Source organism: Neobacillus sp. S1115, assembly GCF_055385565.1.
The window spans coordinates 975075-995309 of record NZ_AP038275.1; the positions used below are offsets into that span (position 1 = coordinate 975075).

20 protein-coding genes are annotated in these 20235 nt (G+C 43.6%); 9 read left to right on the forward strand and 11 right to left on the reverse strand.

All coding sequences use genetic code 11. The features are described from left to right. Window positions 1–67 precede the first annotated feature (67 nt). Window positions 68–631, reverse strand: a complete 564-nt coding sequence (locus ACZ5B7_RS04670) for an HAD hydrolase-like protein (RefSeq protein ID WP_464492859.1) — start codon at window positions 629–631, stop codon at window positions 68–70. Window positions 632–783: 152 nt separating this feature from the next. Between ACZ5B7_RS04670 and ACZ5B7_RS04675 the strand changes: the two genes are divergently transcribed. The 3 genes from ACZ5B7_RS04675 (at window position 784) to ACZ5B7_RS04685 (ending at window position 3338) form a co-directional block, all read left to right on the forward strand. Further along, window positions 784–1131: a ribosomal maturation YjgA family protein gene (locus tag ACZ5B7_RS04675; protein WP_464492860.1), complete on the forward strand. Its 348-nt coding sequence runs from the start codon at window positions 784–786 to the stop codon at window positions 1129–1131. Between the two features lie 251 nt (window positions 1132–1382). Beyond that, window positions 1383–2444, forward strand: a complete 1062-nt coding sequence (locus ACZ5B7_RS04680; protein WP_464492861.1) for a hypothetical protein — start codon at window positions 1383–1385, stop codon at window positions 2442–2444. 18 nt (window positions 2445–2462) lie between these two features. Further along, window positions 2463–3338, forward strand: a complete 876-nt coding sequence (locus ACZ5B7_RS04685; RefSeq protein WP_464492862.1) for a protein phosphatase 2C domain-containing protein — start codon at window positions 2463–2465, stop codon at window positions 3336–3338. A 128-nt stretch (window positions 3339–3466) separates the two neighbouring features. Here ACZ5B7_RS04685 and ACZ5B7_RS04690 read toward each other — a convergent pair whose 3' ends face one another. Beyond that, complete coding sequence (locus ACZ5B7_RS04690) at window positions 3467–4954, reverse strand: carboxylesterase/lipase family protein (RefSeq protein ID WP_464492863.1); 1488 nt, start codon at window positions 4952–4954, stop codon at window positions 3467–3469. A 219-nt stretch (window positions 4955–5173) separates the two neighbouring features. Here ACZ5B7_RS04690 and ACZ5B7_RS04695 point away from each other — a divergent pair, with 219 nt between their 5' ends. Continuing rightward, window positions 5174–5674 carry an RNA polymerase sigma factor gene (locus ACZ5B7_RS04695; protein WP_464492864.1) on the forward strand — a complete coding sequence of 167 codons (501 nt, stop codon included), beginning with the start codon at window positions 5174–5176 and terminating at the stop codon, window positions 5672–5674. Further along, a complete protein-coding gene (locus tag ACZ5B7_RS04700) occupies window positions 5671–6441 on the forward strand; it encodes a hypothetical protein (protein WP_464492865.1) in 771 nt (256 codons plus the stop codon). Before ACZ5B7_RS04695 ends, ACZ5B7_RS04700 begins: the two co-directional genes overlap by 4 nt. 64 nt (window positions 6442–6505) lie before the next feature. Here ACZ5B7_RS04700 and ACZ5B7_RS04705 read toward each other — a convergent pair whose 3' ends face one another. The 5 genes from ACZ5B7_RS04705 to ACZ5B7_RS04725 all read right to left on the reverse strand — a co-directional run bounded on the left by ACZ5B7_RS04705 (window position 6506) and on the right by ACZ5B7_RS04725 (window position 11058). Next, window positions 6506–7102 carry a M15 family metallopeptidase gene (locus ACZ5B7_RS04705; RefSeq protein WP_464492866.1) on the reverse strand — a complete coding sequence of 199 codons (597 nt, stop codon included), beginning with the start codon at window positions 7100–7102 and terminating at the stop codon, window positions 6506–6508. 258 nt (window positions 7103–7360) lie between these two features. After that, window positions 7361–8152, reverse strand: coding sequence for a 3-hydroxy-5-phosphonooxypentane-2,4-dione thiolase (lsrF, locus tag ACZ5B7_RS04710; protein ID WP_464492867.1), 792 nt, complete (start codon window positions 8150–8152; stop codon window positions 7361–7363). A gap of 8 nt (window positions 8153–8160) precedes the next feature. After that, window positions 8161–8520: a cupin domain-containing protein gene (locus tag ACZ5B7_RS04715; RefSeq protein WP_464492868.1), complete on the reverse strand. Its 360-nt coding sequence runs from the start codon at window positions 8518–8520 to the stop codon at window positions 8161–8163. Window positions 8521–8544: 24 nt separating this feature from the next. Then, window positions 8545–10110: an autoinducer-2 kinase gene (lsrK, locus tag ACZ5B7_RS04720; RefSeq protein WP_464492869.1), complete on the reverse strand. Its 1566-nt coding sequence runs from the start codon at window positions 10108–10110 to the stop codon at window positions 8545–8547. Continuing rightward, complete coding sequence (locus ACZ5B7_RS04725; RefSeq protein WP_464492870.1) at window positions 10111–11058, reverse strand: sugar-binding transcriptional regulator; 948 nt, start codon at window positions 11056–11058, stop codon at window positions 10111–10113. A 251-nt stretch (window positions 11059–11309) separates the two neighbouring features. Between ACZ5B7_RS04725 and ACZ5B7_RS04730 the strand changes: the two genes are divergently transcribed. Genes ACZ5B7_RS04730 through lsrB form a run of 4 tightly spaced genes read left to right on the forward strand, consistent with a single transcriptional unit; the run spans window position 11310 to window position 15884 of the window. Next, complete coding sequence (locus ACZ5B7_RS04730) at window positions 11310–12815, forward strand: sugar ABC transporter ATP-binding protein (protein WP_464492871.1); 1506 nt, start codon at window positions 11310–11312, stop codon at window positions 12813–12815. Further along, window positions 12812–13825, forward strand: a complete 1014-nt coding sequence (locus ACZ5B7_RS04735) for an ABC transporter permease subunit (protein ID WP_464492872.1) — start codon at window positions 12812–12814, stop codon at window positions 13823–13825. The genes ACZ5B7_RS04730 and ACZ5B7_RS04735 overlap by 4 nt, the downstream gene beginning before the upstream one ends. Then, window positions 13809–14795, forward strand: a complete 987-nt coding sequence (locus ACZ5B7_RS04740) for an ABC transporter permease (RefSeq protein WP_464492873.1) — start codon at window positions 13809–13811, stop codon at window positions 14793–14795. The genes ACZ5B7_RS04735 and ACZ5B7_RS04740 overlap by 17 nt, the downstream gene beginning before the upstream one ends. Window positions 14796–14810: 15 nt before the next feature. Then, on the forward strand, window positions 14811–15884 hold the full coding sequence (gene lsrB / locus ACZ5B7_RS04745) for an autoinducer 2 ABC transporter substrate-binding protein LsrB (protein WP_464492874.1): 1074 nt from the start codon (window positions 14811–14813) through the stop codon (window positions 15882–15884). A gap of 158 nt (window positions 15885–16042) precedes the next feature. On the opposite strand, the gene ACZ5B7_RS04750 is transcribed toward lsrB, so the two are convergent. The 4 genes from ACZ5B7_RS04750 to ACZ5B7_RS04765 are packed head-to-tail and all read right to left on the reverse strand — an operon-like array spanning window position 16043 to window position 20168. Further along, the gene (locus tag ACZ5B7_RS04750) at window positions 16043–17143 is read right to left on the reverse strand and encodes a GerAB/ArcD/ProY family transporter (protein ID WP_464492875.1); all 1101 of its coding nucleotides are present in this window, start codon (window positions 17141–17143) and stop codon (window positions 16043–16045) included. Window positions 17144–17176: 33 nt separating this feature from the next. Further along, window positions 17177–17398 (reverse strand): hypothetical protein, encoded by a 222-nt coding sequence (locus tag ACZ5B7_RS04755; RefSeq protein ID WP_464492876.1) that lies wholly within the window; start codon window positions 17396–17398, stop codon window positions 17177–17179. Continuing rightward, window positions 17395–18594 carry a Ger(x)C family spore germination protein gene (locus ACZ5B7_RS04760; RefSeq protein ID WP_464492877.1) on the reverse strand — a complete coding sequence of 400 codons (1200 nt, stop codon included), beginning with the start codon at window positions 18592–18594 and terminating at the stop codon, window positions 17395–17397. Before ACZ5B7_RS04760 ends, ACZ5B7_RS04755 begins: the two co-directional genes overlap by 4 nt. Next, window positions 18591–20168, reverse strand: coding sequence for a spore germination protein (locus tag ACZ5B7_RS04765; protein ID WP_464492878.1), 1578 nt, complete (start codon window positions 20166–20168; stop codon window positions 18591–18593). Before ACZ5B7_RS04765 ends, ACZ5B7_RS04760 begins: the two co-directional genes overlap by 4 nt. Between the last annotated feature and the right edge of the window lie 67 nt (window positions 20169–20235).

Consider the following 20235-nt stretch of genomic DNA (forward strand, 5'->3'; position numbering starts at 1 on the left):
TCATGAGGACAAAACGAATGAAAATTCCATGGTAACAGTCCTCATAAAGATAAGGTTTTTAGTTTTCCTACAGCCTATTGAGAACCATCGGAATAAAGTCCGCATAGCTATCGATATGAAAATCAGCCTCAATGTTACGATTTTGAAAGGAACAGGTTTTGATCTTTAATTCCCGTGCCGGAATTAAATCCAAGTCCCGGTCCCCAACCACCAGATCAATGTGATGGCTTTTAAGAACATATTCATAAGAAGAACGATGAGGCTTTCTGATAAACCTTTGTTCTTCAACAGAAACAATGTCCTTAAAGTATTTTAATAAATGAAATTTCTCAAGCAGATAAAGGGTGGATTTCTTATCGCGATGCGTCACAATCACATTGTTCCCGACTGCTGATAAAGCGTCCTCCACGCCATCAAACGGCCTACTGATCCTTTTGGAAAAATAATTGAAAGACACTTGGTACTCACCTCTCCTGCTCTCGTCAATTCCATAATGTTTAAAGGCCGTTTTTGAATCCTTTTTCAGCCATTTTAAAACCTCACCACGGTCTAGCTCCTGCCTAGCTACCTGTACAAATCCTTCAATAAGTGCTGGATAGGTATCGAAAAGCGTTCCATCGAAATCCCACAAAATGTTTATAACAATCCCTCTTTCACACAAGATTTTTTCATAAAAAGAAAGTAACATATGATGCTTAAAAATGGAAGAAAGCGTAATATTTATTTCGAGGGGGGATTCCACTGAATGCTAAAAGAGGCATTTATTTATTAACGATAATCATTGTGATTTTACTAGGTCTCGCATCCAGAAAATACGGCCAGTTTCTGCCGTCGTTTATCGCGGAAAATGCCGGTGATGCGTTGTGGGCGATGATGGTCTATTTCGGATTCCGCTTCTTGCTAATAAAAAAAAGCATTTTCACTGTCATTATACTTAGCATATTCTTTAGTTTCGGAATTGAATTCAGCCAATTATATCAGGCCAACTGGATTAATCAGATTCGCGGTACGGTGCTCGGAGCGCTTGTTTTGGGGCAAGGTTTTCTTGTTGTGGATCTGTTGCGTTACATAATAGGCATTATGATTGGAAGTCTGCTTGATAGGATCACTCTAAAAATAAACAAGGTCTAGCCGGTTTTCGATTCGGCTAGACCTCATTTTTTACGATTTCATCACTATGGCCGCTTGTTCCCAAATCATCCGTTTTTGGTAAAATTTATCTCTGTTGTTGCTAGTTTTATTCGATTGGTAACTGGTATTTTCCTTTTAATTTATTTGCGAATCTAGTGTGATAAGAACCTGCAGGAATGCCGCCCTCATTGAAAAAATAAGGTAAAAGAACCGTCCCTATATTATAATAAATGGCAGGGAGGGAAGTTTATATGGAGGCTATGGTTGTTGTAGGAACAAGCTCTATTGAGGATTTGAAAAAGTTTTTGTTGGAGCTGGCTTCTACTGAGGAGAGGTCCTTTGAGGATGCCGTGGTGGAAAAATTAACGAAAAGTGATGATTCGCTTGTAGATGATTTGCTTTATATACTAAGGAATGAAACTGATTTAGAGTTACGGTTTCGTGCTTTTTTTGGAGTAGCCTCGTATCATCGCAGGAAAAATAATCACAGTGAATTTAAAAAGATTGTCGATGAATACATAGATGAATTTAGGAATTTTAGTTTGCATTATCATATATTATCTTTAATGCACAAGCAATTCGGTGACCGAGATGGGATTTTAAAATCAATCGAATATGGCAAGCTGGCAGTTATGAAATTAAACCGGCATATTGGTGTTTTACATAATTTTTGCGAAGCGGTTGTGGCAGGTATAGAGGAAGAACTTCCGATTGAGGAAGCAGATATCAACGCTGCGAATTCTTTTATTGAAACTGTCATTACTTTAAAGCATGACTATGCAAAATTTTATTGTACCAAAGGCAGATTGCTGGCTCAAAGAGGATTATTTGAAGAGGCCCAAAAGAATATTATTCACGCCATTGATATCGAAAATCCAGCTTCAAATGATTACGCTATGAGAATCAGCGACTATAAAAATTATCTTTCCATTATTAAAACGAAAAAACTCTATACTAATGTTGTAAGAGAGATTGAAGAAGCGAAAACCTCCGTATTGACTTCGGAAAAATCTATTCAACAAGCGGCAGCACATATGAAAGAACAAATGGAACATATGAAAACGCAAAATTTACAAATGCTTGCGTTTTTCACCGCCATTATTAGTTTTATTATCGGGTCAATCAACATAGCGAGTAAACAAAAATTTGATGAAGCTGGAATGTTAATGCTTATTTTAGCCGGCGTACTAATTTTGGTAAATGTAAGTGTTGGCGTCTTATTGTCGTTTTTAAAAGAAAACATGTGGAAGTACATCGTTGTTTCACTTATAGGCGTGTTCTTAATTTTAGCGGGATTTGTTGTACATCATTAATGGGGAGGTAAAAGGACCGTGAAGGTTGAAATGACATATGAAATAGGCAGTAACCCCACGAATGAGGATGCTTATGTAATAAACGAAACGAATAACATTTTTTCTGCGATTGATGGAGCAACAGGGTTAGGGGGCCTTTCCGGTAAAATAGCTGCAGAGACCATTGGACATGCTTTGAACCGTTATAGCACCTTCGATACACTCTTGGACTGTATTAAGAAAGGCAACAATGACCTTGGCGTTAAAACGAATAAGGAATGTGGCAGTGCAATCGAAAGCATCCCAAAGGAAAATAGGAGCACCTGCGGGATAGCAGCAATAAAAATAAATGATAAAAATCTAGAATATGTACATGCTGGTGACTGCATGATTTTTATAAAATATCGGGATGGAGAAATTAGATCACTTACCCATGAACATTTATTCAAATTGGATAGTGTAGCAATTGAAATGATGCACGGTAAAATCATGGACCGCTATAAAAAAGGGGAAATTCCAAACGAGAACAACGAAGAAGATGTGAAAAAGTTTTTAAACGAAATCAGAGCAGAGATTCTGCCAACCCTGATTGAAAACCGAAAAAAGCTAAATACAAAAAATGGATACAGTATTATTGATGGCAGCTTAGAAGCTATGGATTATGTCGAATGTGGCAAGGTCCCTTTGCTAAATATCACCGAGATCCTTTTGTTAACCGATGGAATGCAGCTGCCTTCACAAAATCCAACTGTGGAGTATTCCATATGGACCGAATCTGCCAAGTATGCCTTCAACCATGGGGTAGAGACTTTAAAAAACCACATCATCCAACTGGAGCATTCAGACAAAATATGTATAAAATACCCTCGGCTAAAACTTGCTGACGATAAAACAGGGATCTTAATTAAATTATGATTCATAGGACGGGTTCTTGCTTCAATACCGAAGCGGAAGAACCGTTCGAAACCACTGTAAAAGCTGTATGAAAACAGCCTAAAACAAATAAGGTCTAGCCGGTTTTCGATCCGGCTAGACCTTATTTTTTACGATTTCATTACCATGGCCGCTTGTTCCCAAATCATCCGTTCTGCCCGGTTCGGGTCATTGACGACGGCGCTCTCCAGGTTAAAAATCATCGTTGGCCGGAAATTCAAATCATACTTTGGCCACGAAGGAAGGGCGTCGGTATTTGGGTTCCCGTTCCGTGCAAAATTAATCCAGGCCTGGTGCATTTGATTCGCTACCAACTGGCGTTCCGGAGAAGAACCCGTAAAGTTTGTTGTGTTCGGCTTATCCAATGTGTTCCATACGAATGGAATCTCTAATGCATGTGTTGCTTTAAGAGCGCCGTCAAATACCGGTGTCTCCCAATCAAAGCGATACATCCAAACCGGAGCGCCTTGGTTACCCTGCAGTTCTGCCAGCTTTTGCGCAGGGTATGTAAAAATATGAATGGTCAGCAGTTTATTGAATAGATCTTGGCTTAGTGGTTCAGGATTAAAGTTTGCAATAAGAGGTACGAGCGGTCCAAAGGTTTTTTCAAAAATCGCCTTAACCTTTGCCTCATCTGCATCTTTCCACTCAGGGTCAAAGACACTGAAAATATTAAATTCATCCTTGTTGGTACCAATCAAAACTGGGATATCCTTTGCTGAACCCTCGGCTATCGCCAGTTGTGGATGTTTTGGCAGGGATACACCATCAACAACCGGTCCTAAGCTCATTGACGGGAGAAGATCAGCAGCTTGAAGCAGCTGTTCAACCGGTAATTCCTCCAATTTTGCCAGATTAGTAGGTTCTACTTGTAAAGCTGCTAGGATGGCGCCCGCTACTTTTGTTGCGGTTTCAGGAGGATGGACGTTTGCGGCTGCGCCGCTTTGCAGGATTGCTTTTTGGAAAAGACCTTGAGCAGAAGGGAATCCAAGCAATACACCAACACTCATGGCCCCGGCCGATTCTCCAAAAATCGTTACGTTATTTGGATCGCCGCCAAACGCAGCAATATTCTCCTGCACCCAATGCAGTGCGGCTACCTGATCAAGGATCCCGCAGTTCCCGGAAGTGGCATATTCAGCTCCGCCAATTTCGCCAAGGTGAAGGAAGCCGAAAACTCCCAACCGGTAATTAATTGTCACGACAACGACATCGCCTTGGGCAGCAAACGAAGAACCATCATACCAATGACCAGATCCAGATCCAGTAACATAAGCACCACCATGAATCCACACCATCACGGGACGTTTTTTATCATCTGCTCCCGGTGACCATACATTTAGGTATAAGCAATCCTCACTCACATTCGAGACGTCATTCCCGAAAAACTCCATTATTTCTTTTTGAGTTTGCGCTGCAACCGGTGAAAAGGAGGTAGCATCCCGAACACCTTCCCAAGAATCAGGCAGCTCTGGAGCGCGGAACCGAAGCGGACCGACCGGCGGTTTTGCAAAGGGGATCCCTTTCCAAGAATAAACACCGTCAATCTGTTCTCCCTGTAATTTACCGTAAACGCTTTCAACAATTGTATTGGACATGAACGTTCTCCTTTCAAACGATAATCATACTTATTAACTTTATTCGAGATGAGGGAGGGGTTTTCCTTTTATTTACATCGTTATATAAAATATTTTTTCACTAACCGGGCGGAGGTTTTCGTGTTAACTTAAATATTGTGAAAAGTGAAATAAATATTGCGCTAATTCGACTAATTTGTGGGGATTAAAAATAGGAGAAAAAATGGAGTTGACCAGCTGATGATAAGCAACACAATTTCGGAGTGGTTTTACTTGTACAACAAAGATATATACCACTTTTTGGTTTATTACATCGGGTCAAGTGATGTAGAAGATCTGGTGCAGGAAGTTTTTATCCGAGCCATTAAAGGCTTTGATACTTATCAGGAAAAATCAAGTCCTAAAACCTGGCTTTTTTCGATTGCGCGCCATGTGGGAATAGATGAAATTAGAAAAAGAAAGCGTTTAAGGATCAAGCAAATGAATTGGTTCAGGGAGGAGCAAAAGGATAAGGAAACACCGGAGAAAATTCTCCAATTAAATGAAAATAATAGGCTCCTGTATCAAGCAATCCAATCTTTAAAAACAAATTATCGGGATGTCATCATCCTGAGAGGGATTAAAGAACTCTCTGTATCTGAAACAGCATCCATTTTGAATTGGAATGAAAATAAGGTTCGAATAACCTATCATCGTGCGTTAAAGACACTACAAAAAAGTATAGGGGGATACTCTCTATGAAAAATGATGAGAAATTTGGTGATGTAGAGAGAAAAATTCGCTCATTACCAGAACCTGATTATGATAAAAAGTTTACTAAAGATACCCAAGATAAAATCCATGAAAACCTATTACAATTTGCAAGTTCATATGATAACAAGAAAAGGGGAGCTGCAATAATGAAAAAGATGTTAGTAGGTTTAGCTAGTGTTGCTGCGTTCATATTATTCGCTGTTTTAGCTATTCCGTTCATTGAGGATAAACTATCAAATTCTAATTCAAATACACCAGGGCAACAAACGAAAGAACCTGTGACAATAGATAAAAACAAAGAGGAAAATGATAATAAGAACCCAGCTGATCCTAAATCAACAGATCCTAGTCTATATGAAAATACAGAATATGGATTTAGCTTTGCGTTACCGAAAAGCTGGGAGGGGTACCAGATTGTAACGGATACTTGGGAAGGTATATCTACTGAACAAAATAAAATAATCGAGAGTGGCAAAATCCTTTTAATTAGACACCCAGGTTGGACGGAGGCGAACCCGAGACAGGATATTCCGATTATGATTTTTACGCTTGATCAATGGTCCTCACTTGAAAAAGGGGAATTTCATATTGGAGCAGCACCTATTGGTCCAACAAAGCTGGGAGAAAATGATAAATATGTTTTCGCGCTGCCGGCTAGATATAACTTTGCCTTTCTAGAGGGATATGAAGAAGTAGAAACCATTTTACAAAACCATCCACTTCAAACGGAAAATGTATCCAATAATGATAAATGAACACTGGTACTACAAAAGATTTTGACCAAGTATAACGACATCCGCAGGCGAATAGTGAAAATCACTATTCGCCTGAATTTGGTCCGGCAACCAAGGAGGAATCTGGTCGTTCCCCATTCTGCAGATCAGCAATCGTTAAGCCAAAATTCATCTCCAGGTGGGGATAATCCTTAAATTTGGCCCAGTCTCCGCCCCATTCAAACCCCAGCTTTTTCGCCAATTGGACGACCTCCATCCAATCGGATTTCGAGTTTCCATTCCGATCATATTCCCGGTCCCACACCACATCTCCCGAAGGCGTCTCCAGTGCAAAATCAATCGCCAGCCCGTAATTGTGATAAGACTCGCCGCCCTTTGCATGGGTGACAACCGCTCCATCAGCGGTACGGCCTTGTTCATAAAGACTGTCCTGCTCATCGGCACTGCGAAACCCATCCGTAATGACCACGACAATCCCTTTTTTGGCAGCCTGCTGGATTAGCTGATCGGCCCGCTCCTTCACGACCGGGTTGAGTTCAGTCGGCATTGCAACATCCTTTGCGATCGCTGGTTTCGGAGTATCAGAATTCGTATTATTATAAAAGATTACCACTATGGTAATCACGAGAACTAATAAAGGTAATACTCGTTTTATTCGTATTCTTTTTCTTTTTCGTTTCAAAGCTAGAAGTTCCTTTCTTGTTTTTGAAAAATTATATCACTATAAAAGACGAAATGACGAGTCTAATAGTTTCATATAATCAGCAAATGGAAAAATAGGGTATTTTAACGCGATTTATTCCAAAATGTCGTGAGGACAGGAAATTATGTAGTGAGATCCATGAATTATGTCGTGAGAGGCACAAACTATGTAGTGAAAATTGACCAAATAAAAAGGGAGGGCCAGGTTTTGCCCTCCACACCAATTAATGCAACAATTTTAGCCCACCTTTACCCCCGTCAACTGCCCATACAGCTCCAATGCCTCGCCAACCTTCAGCCCCTTATGCACAATCCCGTTAATCGCCTGAATCATCGCTTCCGGATACTCCGATTGCCAGATATTGCGGCCCATATCAACGCCCGCCGCCCCCTGATTCATCGCATTAAACGTAAGCTCCAGCGCATCTTTAATCGTCTCTAACTTAGGACCGCCCGCAATCACAACCGGCACCGGACAGGTCCCCGTAACTTTTTCAAACCCCTCACAATAATAGGTTTTAACAATATCCGCCCCCATTTCGGCAGCAATCCGAGAAGCCAATCCTAAAAATCTTGCATCCCGCTTCTCAAGTTCGTGGCCGACAGCGGTAATTGCCAAAACAGGAATCCCATACTCATGAGCCTCGGTTACGACATTCGCCAAATTCGCCACCGTTTGCGTTTCGTACTTAGACCCAACAAACATCGATACTCCGACACCAACAACATTATGGCGAATTGCTTCCTTAATCGGCGTCACGATTGTCTCGTTTGAAAGGTCACTCAGCACACTTGGCCCGCCGGAAACGCGCAACAGCATTGGCTTATTCACATCGGCAGGGATGCAGGCATCGAGTGTCCCCCTAGTCACAAATAACGAATCCGTATGCGGCAGCAGGCTGCGAACGGTTTCGCCCGGTTTTTCCAACCCATGAACAGGGCCGAGGAAATAGCCGTGGTCTACCGCCAGCATGACCGCCTTGCCACCCGGAAAGATTTGACTCATTCTATTTTGAAATCCCCAATTCATCTTCAAAATCACTCCTTCATCTTCGGATTTTCTACAATGACCGTGTCTCTCTCGCTGATATGCGGCGATTTTATAAACACCGCTTTGAAATCGACAGAGGAAGTATTTTTTAAATAATGGGTTTCGAATGGCCGCACCTGCAGCATGTCGCCAGGTTTGACATGTACAGGCTCGCCGTCTATATAAATATCCATTTCCCCTTCAAGGATATAGAAAATTTCTTCGCAGGTCGTATGATAGTGATTTTCATGGTCATCGCCCGGTTTTAACAACACCACGCCAATATCGACATTTGGTCCTTTTCGTAAGTACTTCGGCCCGTGGGTGCCATAACGGTAGTCGAGGTTTTCTTCGTTCACGTGAAACATTGGCGTTTCACCCCCTTTCAAAAATTAAACAATCAACCCGGGTGCCATCCACATGTGGTTGGTTTTTCCCGAATCGGCTAATCGCAGCTGCTCGGCATAAACCGCCCGCCAATTTTCATATAGTAATAGGTAACGAGCATGGTTATCCATGTTTGGATAGTGGACCCGTTCCCACTTCACTAGACCTGAAATAGCAGTTTCGAGATTTAGAAACAAACCAGCACCCACCCCAGCCATAATAGCAGTACCAAGGGCGGCCGCTTCTTTTTCGACAGGGATCCTAACAGGAATGCCAAGAACATCCGCAAGCGTTTGGCTCCAAAGCTTACCCTTGGAGGCACCTCCTGCAAAAATAGCCTCCGTAGGGTAGTGCCCGGTGACTTCCTCGACAATCTTCAGGTTGCCATAGGTCACGAGGCATGCGTTTTCCTGTATCGATTTAAACATTTCTTTTTTACCGGTTTTGTTGGGATCAATAGTGAGATTAAGGAAGGAGGGGGCTGCGTGCCGCCATGAGATATAATCCATAACGTCTGAGAATATCGGAATAATGCCGTTCGAACCGACAGGAACGTCTTTTGCCTTTTCTTCTAAAATTTCATAGGCATCGCGTCCCGTTTGCGCGGCTTCCATTTTTTCCAGTTCACAAAAAGCATCGCGGAACCACCGCATGACAAGTCCGGGGAAGAAGGCGATGGTTTCAATTTGCCATAAATCCGGGACGGCGTGGCAATTCACACGGATTCGGCAGTCAGGGTCAATCAGCGAGTCTTTGGTGTTGATTTCCTGCTGCCAAAAGCTGCCTCCGCATATAAACGTTTGGCCGTCACCAATGGCGCCGACGCCAACGGATGCAAGCTGGGCATCACCGCCGCCGCTAAAAACGGGCGTGCCTTTTGCTAGTCCAGTAGAATGAGCGATTGATTCGGGAATCGTTCCTAGTAGAATTCCTGCTTCGTTTACGGGAGGGAAGATGTTGTTTTTCAGCTGACAGGCTTCGGCAATGGCTGGTGTCCAAGCGCGATTTTTCAAATCAAAAAGTCCGGTGGTACAGCCGTTAGAGGGGTCTACTTGAAGTTTATTGGTGAGTTTAAAGAGAATCCAATCATTGATCATGGTTAGGTAGGCGATTTTTTCATAAATTTCCGGTTGGTTGTTTTTAATCCAGAGCAGACGGGGGAGGGCGCCTAGGGCAAATGTTTGTCCGGATAATTCATAGAGTCGTTTTTCCAGTTCGGGGTCACCGTTTTTAAGCTCTTTGGCTTCTGCCATCGCTCTGGCATCGACATTGGCGCACGCCCAAATTTCCTTTCCGTTTTCGTCGTAAAGGACAAAGCCCTCACGCATGCTCGTGGCACTGATTGCTTTAATGCTGCTAGGGGGAACGCCGGACCGCTCCAACACCTCGGAGATGCAGGTTTGGATAATCTCCCAATTCCGGTTCACATCAAAATCCATCGAGCCTGGGTAGCGCGGGTCTTCCAGGTGCGTCCACTCATATTGTGAGACGGCCACTTGCTTACCCGCTTTGTCAAAAAGAACAGCTCTCACACTGCCGGTGCCGGCATCAAAAACTAGGATGTACTCCATTTAAAAAGCAGCCTCCTTTTTTAGTAGTGCAGCAGCGGTTTCTTCATCGGTAATCAGGGTATCGATGTAACCTCCTTTCAACGCGCCGAAGATGGCCTCCACTTTATTCGGACCGCCGGCCACGCCGATGACATTCTTTAATTTTTTCAATGTATGAAGATGGGTGCCGATTAACCGGGTGTGGTGCGGCAATTCTAGAAGCTCGCCATTAGCATCAAAAAATTGGCCAAGAATATCGCCGACAGCATTTTGATTTTTAATATAAAGCAGTTCGTTCAGGGTCATCTTTTCTTCTTTGATGATCGTCGAATCGGCGGATAACCCGCCAATCCCAACGACGGCGTGGTGGCACAAACTTGCCAAATCAAGTATATTTTCCACCGAAGGTTCTGATAACATATTTTTCGCCATTCTTTCCGAGGAGGCGAGAAATGGGGCCGGAATGACATGGATTCCGCCTTTGAATTTATCGAGGCCGCCTTCTATGGAGTAATCGCGCTTGTGAAAATAGTAGTTTACACCGCCAGTGAGGGTGACCATGGATACCTCGATGGCAGGATCGATGGATAAAGCTTCAATGGTTCTAGAGGCAGCTTCGCCCCATCCGAACCCTATCAAATCATTGTTAGAAATGCAGTTTTCTAGATATTGAGCGGCAGCTTTAGATAAGGAGCGGCTAAGGTTATTAGTAGGAGTTGGAATGACAAAGGCTTGCGGCAGCTTAAAGACGGAGACGAGGTCACGTTCGATTTCCAGACAGTGGACCCCGTGACCTTGGATATGAAATTGCACAATATTTTCGGTACGGGCGCGCTCGAGTAAACGAACAACTTTGTTTCTTGATAATTGGAGCCGTTCTGCGATTTCGGTCTGTGTGAGATTATCCTTGTAATAATACCAGGCGACCTTTACGAGGAGGTTTTCAGTGAACGCATCATTGTTCGTCATCTTCCTCAACCTTTCAACAAAAAATCAATCACGTAACAAATGTTCACTCTGATACTGAGTATAGGGGGCTGAAAATGGAAAGTCAATTAATTTCTAAAAATTTAGATAATTTAAAATAAACGTATTGACTCTGGGTATTTTGTCATTTAATATTTGGGTTGTAAGCGTTTTAATGAGCTGACACAAAAGTTGCCGTCATGAAAAAATGTTTAGATAACTAGTGTGATAACCGGACAAGGCGGGTGATTGGAATGGATGACCAGCTGCTTCACATCCGGCAAATATACAAGCAATTTGCAGGGAACCCCGTATTAAAGGGTGTGGATTTAACCCTTCATAGAGGGGAGGTCTTTGCGATTGTGGGCGGAAACGGTGCTGGTAAGTCAACGTTAATGAAAATCATCACGGGATTATATCGTCCCGATCAAGGGCAAATGGTAGTGGAGGGCAGCGAAGTATTGTTTCACCAGCCATCCGATGCCCACAAACATGGAATCTATCTAGTCCCACAGGAACCACTAATCTTCCCCAATATGACGATTCGCGAAAACGTGACCATTGGTTTGCATGAGAATAAAGCCGAATGCGAGAGACGGATTCAGCATTATCTCTCCGTCCTAGGCTGGAATTTGGATTTGAACCGCAGGGGCCTGAGCCTGTCGATTGCGGAGCAGCAGCTGGTTGAACTGCTTAGAGGGTTAATCCGAAATGCCAAGATTCTGATCCTAGACGAACCAACCTCCACCCTAACCTTTAGTGAAATCAATTCTCTCTTTTCCACCATCAAAAAATTAACAAGCGAAGGCCTTGGCGTGTTATATATTACCCATCGACTAACCGAGATTTTCGAACTGGCTGATACCGTTGCTGTCCTTCGGGATGGCGTCATCTCGGCAAACGGGCCCGTCCGGTATTTTACTTATGAAAAATTGTTGGCAGGATTAATGCCGGAACAAATAGAAGTTCTGGTTCCTCCAGTGGAACGAACGGAGGAGGAGCCTTCAGCTGGGCAGCATCGCGAACCAATTCTTTCCGTGAAAAGTTTATCGGGCCACCGGTTTCAAAATATCAGTTTTGACCTATACCCCGGTGAAATTTTAGGAATTGCCGGCGTCGTCGGTGCTGGCCGGACCGAGCTTGCCACTTCCATCTTTGGCCTTGAACCATCGGATTCCGGAGATATTTTTTTAGAAAAGGAAAGTATTAAGAGGTATTCTTTGCGTGAACGGATTAACCGCGGTTTGGTGTACGTCCCTGAGGATCGCCACCAGCACGGCCTATTCTCGATCGCCTCTTTAAAAATGAACATCACATCCACCATCCTTCCCACCTTTCGCAGCCTATTCCTCCCTTTTAAAAAAGAAAAAGCCATCGCCGCTCAAGCCATCAACAGCCTAAAAGTTGTCACTACAGGCCCGAGCCAATTAATCAGCAACCTATCTGGAGGCAATCAGCAAAAAATTGTTCTCTCGAAATACCTGGAAACTGGTCCAAAAGTTATTATTTTGGATGAACCGACGCGCGGTATTGACGCCGGAGCGCGCGGTGATATTTACAAGATGATCGACGACTTGAAGCAGAAAGGGCTGGCGGTGATTCTCATCTCCTCCGATACCGAAGAAATCGTCCAGCTTAGCGACCGGGTGCTTGTTATGCATGAAGGGCGGATGACAACAACGATAGCCAAAGGGGACTTAACCATCGATTCCATCACCTCAGCCGCATTCGGGATCCAGAAGGAGTTGAAGACGCTATGAATCTCCTTTCAAAAATAATGAAGCAGCGAGAAATCTCGATTGTCGTTCTGATTGTTGTGTTTATAGCAATAGTAGGAATGGTGAATAGCAAATTTGTAACAGGGAAAAGTTTGCTTTTGTTAGTGGAGAGCGCGATTATTTTGCTCATCCTGGCAGTCGGTCAGTCGTTTGTTCTGTTAACTAGAGAGATAGATGTTTCGGTCGGGTCGACGATGGGGTTATCGGCAGCGGTATGCGGCCTGCTGTTGACGAGCGGGGTTTCGGGCTGGGTTTCGGCTCTTGCGGTGCTTGCCGTTGGTGTGCTGGCCGGTCTGTTTAATGGTCTCGGAGTTGCCTGTTTACGGATTCCCGCCATCATTATGACATTAGGGACTTTAGGAATTTTACGAGGTTTCATGATTATTTTAACAGGCGGAAAGTGGATTGAGGACATTCCGAATTATTTTAAAAAGCTGTCGGGAACGGATTTGATCGGTTTGCCGCTGCCGGTTTGGGTTGGAATTGTGATTCTTGTAGCTGCGTACCTTACTTTGAGGCTGACCAAGTTTGGCCGTTATTTCTATGCGGTTGGGGATAATGCTGACGGGGCAAGGCTGATTGGGATTCCTGTTTCCAAGGTGAGAGTTCTCGCCTTCGTGCTATCAGGTCTATCTGCTTCGGTTGCCGGGCTGATTTTTGTGATGAATATCGGTTTTGTCCCAAACCAAACCGGAAGCGGGATGGAGCTGCAGGTCATTGCGGCGGCGGTATTAGGCGGTGTCAGCTTAAACGGAGGTCTCGGGACGGTGCTGGGAGCAGGGCTAGGGGCGATTTTTTTAACAGCCATTAACAGCTCGTTGATCTATTTAAAAATTCCCGCGTACTGGAATAACGCGATTTCCGGGTTTTTACTACTCGTTATTGTTATCAGCGATTCTAGATTCCAAAGCTTTTTAGCGAATAGCCAATTTAAAAAGAAGGAAACGGCTGAAGCGGAAGGAGGGGGTCAGGGCGATGAAGCTACTCTTTAGATGGGAGGGCGCACTTGTCATTTTTCTCATCCTTGAACTCATTTTCTTCGGAGTAATGAACCCCGACTTTTTAAATTTGACGAACTTGATTTTCAGCATGAATGATTATGTCTACATTGGACTAGCCGCAATTCCGATGACGTACGTAATTATTACGGGAGGAATAGATGTATCGGTTGGCTCCACAATCGGCTTAACCTCCATTGTCATCGGTGTTCTTTGGATGAATGGGCTCAATGTTTGGCTGGCCGTGCTGATTGCCCTGTTGATTAGTGCCAGTGCAGGGGCAGTTAACGGAACCATTGTCGCGACTACTAATGTCCAGCCGTTAGTTGTGACGCTGGGAACAATGTTTCTTTTTTCCGGAATTGCTTTGGTCATATCCGGCGGCAGCAGTGCTTCCGGATATGAAGGAATCAGCGGGTTTCCGGATGGGTTTGTGATGCTGGCCAATGGGGAGACATTTGGACTGCCGAATCCGATCCTGTTTTTTGTAGGCTTTATGGTTTTCTTTGCGGTCATTTTGAATCTTACCCGATTTGGCCGGCAGGTTTTTCTCGTGGGAATCAATAGCAAATCCGCCCGCTACAGTGGGATTCGGGTAAAATCAGTCTTAATTTGGTCATATATTATAGCCGGTTTGGGAGGTGGTGTGAGTGGGCTAATCTTGACATCCTACTTTAGTTCCGCCAGGTCAGACCTCGGAACGGAAGCCGTATTGCCTGTCATTACGGCAGTTGTTTTGGGAGGAACAAGTATTACAGGGGGCAAAGGTACAGTAGTCGGTACAGGAATTGCCAGTATTGTGATTGGTATGATGCAGTATGGCTTACAGATGATGAGTATGACCAGCCAGGAAACAAGTGTGGTTATTGGATTTTTGTTAATCATTGCCGTGTTACTCCGTTTAACCAATTGGGGGCTTTTTAAAAAGTTTCATATTAAAAAGGCAGAAGTGAAGGGGCCTTAAAAGGAGTGTAGCGTAATGAGAAAATCTGGTTATCTGAAACTGCTCACTATTATTTTATCGGCACTGCTGGTACTGGCAGCATGCAGCAGCAGCGGGGAGAAGTCGTCTAGCGGGGGCGGCGGCGGGAAAACCGACAAAAAGAACGTGAAGTTAGCGTTTATCCCTAAACTGACCGGTGTTGGCTTCTTTACCTCCGGCGGTGAAGGGGCAAAAGAGATGGCCAAAGAGCTTGGCGTGGAGTTGACCTACGATGGCCCAAGTGAGGCGTCTGTTGCCGGGCAGGTTAAGTACATTAACAATTTTGTTAACCAGGGCTATAAGGCATTAATGGTATCCTCCACCTCTGTCGACGGCTTGAACCAGGCCTTGGACCGTGCGAAAAAACGCGGAGTTAAGATTCTGACTTGGGACTCGGATGTCAACCCTGAGCACCGTTCCTTCTATATTAACCAAGGGACTCCTGACCAATTGGGCGGCATGCTGATTGATATGACGGCTGAGCAGGTTGGCGACAAGGCGAAGGTTGCATTCTTCTACTCTAGCCCTACAGTAACGGACCAAAACCAATGGGTTGAAGCTGCCAAGGCAAAAATTAAAGCTGAGCACCCGGGATGGGAGATTGTCACCACGCAATTCGGCGAAAATGATGCCCAGAAATCGCTGACTGTCGGTCAAAATATTATTAATACGTATCCTGACATCGACGCTGTCATTTGTCCGGACGCCACTGCGCTGCCGGCCATGGCTCAAGCAGCTGAAAACCTTGGCGTAGCAGGCAAAATTGCGATTACTGGATTCTCGACACCAAACGTTATGCGGGACTTTGTCAAGCGCGGCACGGTGAAGCAATTCGGGCTGTGGGATGTCAAAAAGCAGGGGGCGCTGGCTGCGTATGTTGCCTACCTAATGACGGTCGAGGGCAAGGATTTGAAGGTCGGCGACGAGTTTGATGTACCGAATATCGGCCACGTGAAGATTGAGCCAAATACCATTCAGGGCTATGATTATACCGATGATCGAAGCGGTATTATCTTATTGCCGGAGCGGGTGGTGTTTACGAAGGATAATATTGATAATTACGATTTTTAATTGTGAGATTTAGTTGGAAAACTGCCTTGGTTGAGGGCAGTTTTCTTTTATTAAAGGCATTTTTCATACGTTTGTTGGTAATAAAGATTCGCAAATAAAAATTGTAAAATCGCAAATAAAACTCGTAAAATCGCAAATAAAAGTGCTGAATCCGCAAATTAGCTCAAGCCCGATTTCACACTTTTCCTGCGTATTACCGCAACACACAAAAGGAAAAAGGGAATCAGCAGCTGAACCGTTAGGAAATAATAGGGTACGGTTGTACCCATCCCCCGAATCATGTCCTCAAACGACGGGATGGACCAGATTGAAAATAGAATAATTAAAAAACCAATTGGCAAGACAAATGGTTTATAACTAGGCAATGTCAGCCATTGGGAAGTACCAAGAACGAGCATATAAAAAAAAGCGGACAGCTGAACGAAACCGCCAAGTACCCATATGGCGATCACGATCGATTCAATATGTTCAAAAAAAGAGCCGATACTAATAAATCTTGCCGCCTCAAACACTGGAAATTGAAAATTGACGATAATTCCGCCGAATAAAAAAAGATTTCCAAGATTAATGAACACCATTGTCAAGACACTGGCAATGACCGAAAACATTCCCCATTTCATAACCTTTTGTTGTTTCATTAAAAACGGAAGCAGGAACGACATCAATGAAAATTGACTTAACCAGGCATGTGGGGCAAGAGAACCTTGGATAGAGGGCATTACCCCATCTTGCATGATCGGTAAAATATTTTTTACATTTAAATCGGGAATTAGAAAGATATAAATCAGTATATAAAGGGCTAATACAATCGGCAAAAAAATTAAAGCACATCGTCCAATCGTTTCAATGCCCCCATGGACCGCAATGGCGCAAGAAAGGGCAATACTGCCTGTAACAAAAATCATTGGTGTTTTATGTAAAAAGGCACTTTCAATGAACTCGCCGTATTCCCTAAATGCGATTGCCGTATCGTGTAGTAGAAAAAACAAATAAATGAACGCAATGATCTTTCCGAGGGACCGGCCAAGAATAGAATCACAATATTCAATGAGTGTTTTACCCGGAAATAGCTTTGAGAGCTTGACAATAATCAAGACGATCAGAAAGCCGCTCAAAGAACCCCAGATGGGAGACAGCCATAAATCACGTTTTGCATGCTGTGCGGTGACATATGGTATGTAAAGAATGGCCGTTGCAACAACGGTTGCATACATTATAAGGGCTAGCTCCAAGTAGGAAATTCTGCCTTTTTCAATCATGTTTGTTCATTCCTTTTCTAAAAGGAGTCTATTTTACCAAAACGGTTTAAAGGACTTATAGAGAAAATCAATGAGTTGCCCTGGTCCCGGCATTTCCGGAAAGAAGACAAGCAAAACAGCCAGGAGCCAGTTCACCGCCATCAACGAACAAAAGGCCATTTTTACCTTTCTTTCATTTTTCTTCAACTTGGGCCATTGGAGCAAAAAGATAAGGAGCAGTATAGCTGTTACCCCTAATATTCCTCCTGCCTTCATCGTTCTTCACCTCTATTATTTTTTGCAGTTCCCAAACCGGTTCTGTTGATCTTTGCCTTTGTGTCATAAGTAACGGCAACCTTTGGGAATATTTCGTTCCACTCATCCTTCTTTTGTTTCCATACTTGTGGATATTTTCTCTCGAATTCTTCAGCAAACCCAAAAATATCAGCATTTAATTTTTTCTGTACTACCGAGAAAGCCAGCCGTTCTCTTTGTTCAATTTCAAATACCACCTTTTGCTGGGCTTCTTTTATGACCTTTGGATCGAATAAGTTTAGTTTTGTCGTGTTTTGAATGACTTCCAGTTCTGCCTTTGTTTTGATGTGCATACGCCACTTGCTGCTTTTGATGGATGGGGCCAATTCAGTTTTGCTTCTTAAAAGATTTAAAGAGATGTAGCCTTTTTCGTTTTTTAAAGAGATTGTAATGATGCCGTGTTCAATTTCGTTTCTTGGCCAAAGAATTCCCCTTGTTTCCTTATCACTTAAGATTTCTGCCAGTTTGCCTTGCTTGAATATGGCTGCTCCGCTAATGATTGGAATGGCTTTGTTCGTTTTATCCATCTGAGATGGGGATAGGTTTACAACCCATGGCAGCACTGCTGCTTCGGATGCACCGGAAAGCATCTGCGATAAATCCTTCACCGTTACTTTTACCCCTATATGGGTTTTCACGATTTTGCGCAGCTGTTTCGATGCGTCCTGTTCCAATTCCGGCATGGCTTTCAAAACATTCTTCGCCTCACCTTTTGAAACAAACACGTCTGCACGAATCCGTGGTTCTGAGTGCCGCATCCAAAAATCAATCTGATCGCTTATTCCTTCCCTGGCTAACTTTTCGCCAATTAGGAGCACCTCATTTTGCCCCCAAAATATTTCCCTCGTGAGTGATTCCTGAAGCCTCGCCATCGCATCTGCAACGGTTTCTCCCTCAGCTGATCGTACAAACGACTTACCGCTGCTGCTTCCGCCCGACATCTCGGATCCTTGCCCGCTTTGCTGGGGGTGTGGAATAAAAATGAGGGCGGAGAGTTCGATATTCTTGTCTTTTCCTTTATCCATACCGGCCGCCAAAATAAGTGCCAAATCATTTACCTCAGTACGATCCCAACATCCTGTCAGAACAATCGAGGTGAGGACAAACAGCAGGAATAAAGTGAAAGCCTTCTTTTTTACTCGAAATTTATATCTCAACTTTCACCGCCACCTTTGCTTGGACGGGGCATTTGATTCCTGGACTCACGTCTTAGGTTAGTAGAATTATTAGAAAAAAATTCAGGCCGTGTATCCATAGCCCACCACGGGGCACGAACAAGGACATCCTTTAAATTTTGAATCTTAAGCGGTGCTGCTGAATTGAAATAGGGTACACCAAAGGATTTGAGCGTACACATATGGGCGACAATCGCTGTAATCCCAATCATAACGCCTAATAACCCCAGCATGCCGGATAAAATCATGATCGGAAAGCGGAGAATCCGAATCGAAATGCCGGTCGCATATCTTGGCATTAAAAACGAGGCGACTCCTGTAATGGCAACCACCATGACCATAGGTGACGAGACCAGTCCTGCTGCCGTCGCAGCTTGTCCGATGACGAGGGCTCCGACGATACTAACAGCAGATCCCACTTGTTTTGGCAATCTCACACCAGCTTCCCTTAGCGCCTCAAAGGTGATTTCCATAATAAATGCTTCCACCAACGCCGGAAAGGGGATTTGTTCACGGCTTTCGGCGATAGTTAGAAGCAATGAGGTTGGAAGCATTTCCTGATGGAACGTTAAGATTGCCACATACGCCGATGGTGCCAGTAAAGCGATAAAAAAGAAGAAATAGCGCAGCCAACGGATAAAGGTACTAATGTAAAATGGATTATAGTAATCTTCAGGTGCCTGCAAAAGACTTGCAAACGTACAAGGTGCAATCAGGGTGATGGGGGTGCCGTCAATTAAAATAACAACTCGTCCTTCTAAAAGGCAGGCAGCGGAGACATCCGGACGTTCCGTTGTTAAAAGCTGCGGAAACGGCGAAAATGGGTAATCTTGAATCAACTCCTCAATATACCCGCTTTCTAAAATACCATCAATTTTGATTCGCTTTAATCTATTGGTAACCTCATCAACTAAAGTGCTGTCGGCAATTCCTTCGATAAAAGCGACGATGACTTGTGTTTCGGTGTAGCCGCCAATATCTATTTGTTTCATTTTTAATAAAGGATGACGAATTTTCCTCCGTAACAGGGAGGTGTTTACCCGTAAAGTTTCAATAAAACCTTCTCTAGGGCCACGAATGACAGATTCGGCGTCTGGCTCCTTGATGCTGCGTTTTTCCCATTTCGGCAGGCCAATCGATATTCCCTTCGTTTGTTTTTCAATCAGAATAATCGGGTTGCCAATTGAAATTTGTTTAAAAACATCAGGAATAAAGTGAATTTCCTTGAGGCCCGAAACGGATATTTCCTTTTTCGTGCTCTCCAATATGGAGCTGTAATCAAGGTCTTTTATTCGTAACAGAGGCATTAACACATGCTGGTCGACCTCTTCCGTATTCGAAAGGCCATCAATGTAAAGAAGAACGGCATGGACACTGCCAGCGATACGAAATTCGCGAAATACCACATCAGAGCAATCTTTATAAGCCGACTTTAGTATTTCGATATTTCTATTTAACTCCGAATCAAGAGGAATTTCCGGTAACGTATCCAACGATTCATTTAATTGTTTACTTGGAAAATCAAAATTCTTTTTCCCATTCCCCAAAAATTTCATTAACTGGTTCCCCTTGACCGTATTTACATGTATTCTTTGCAATTTTATATTGATTATGCTAATTTCT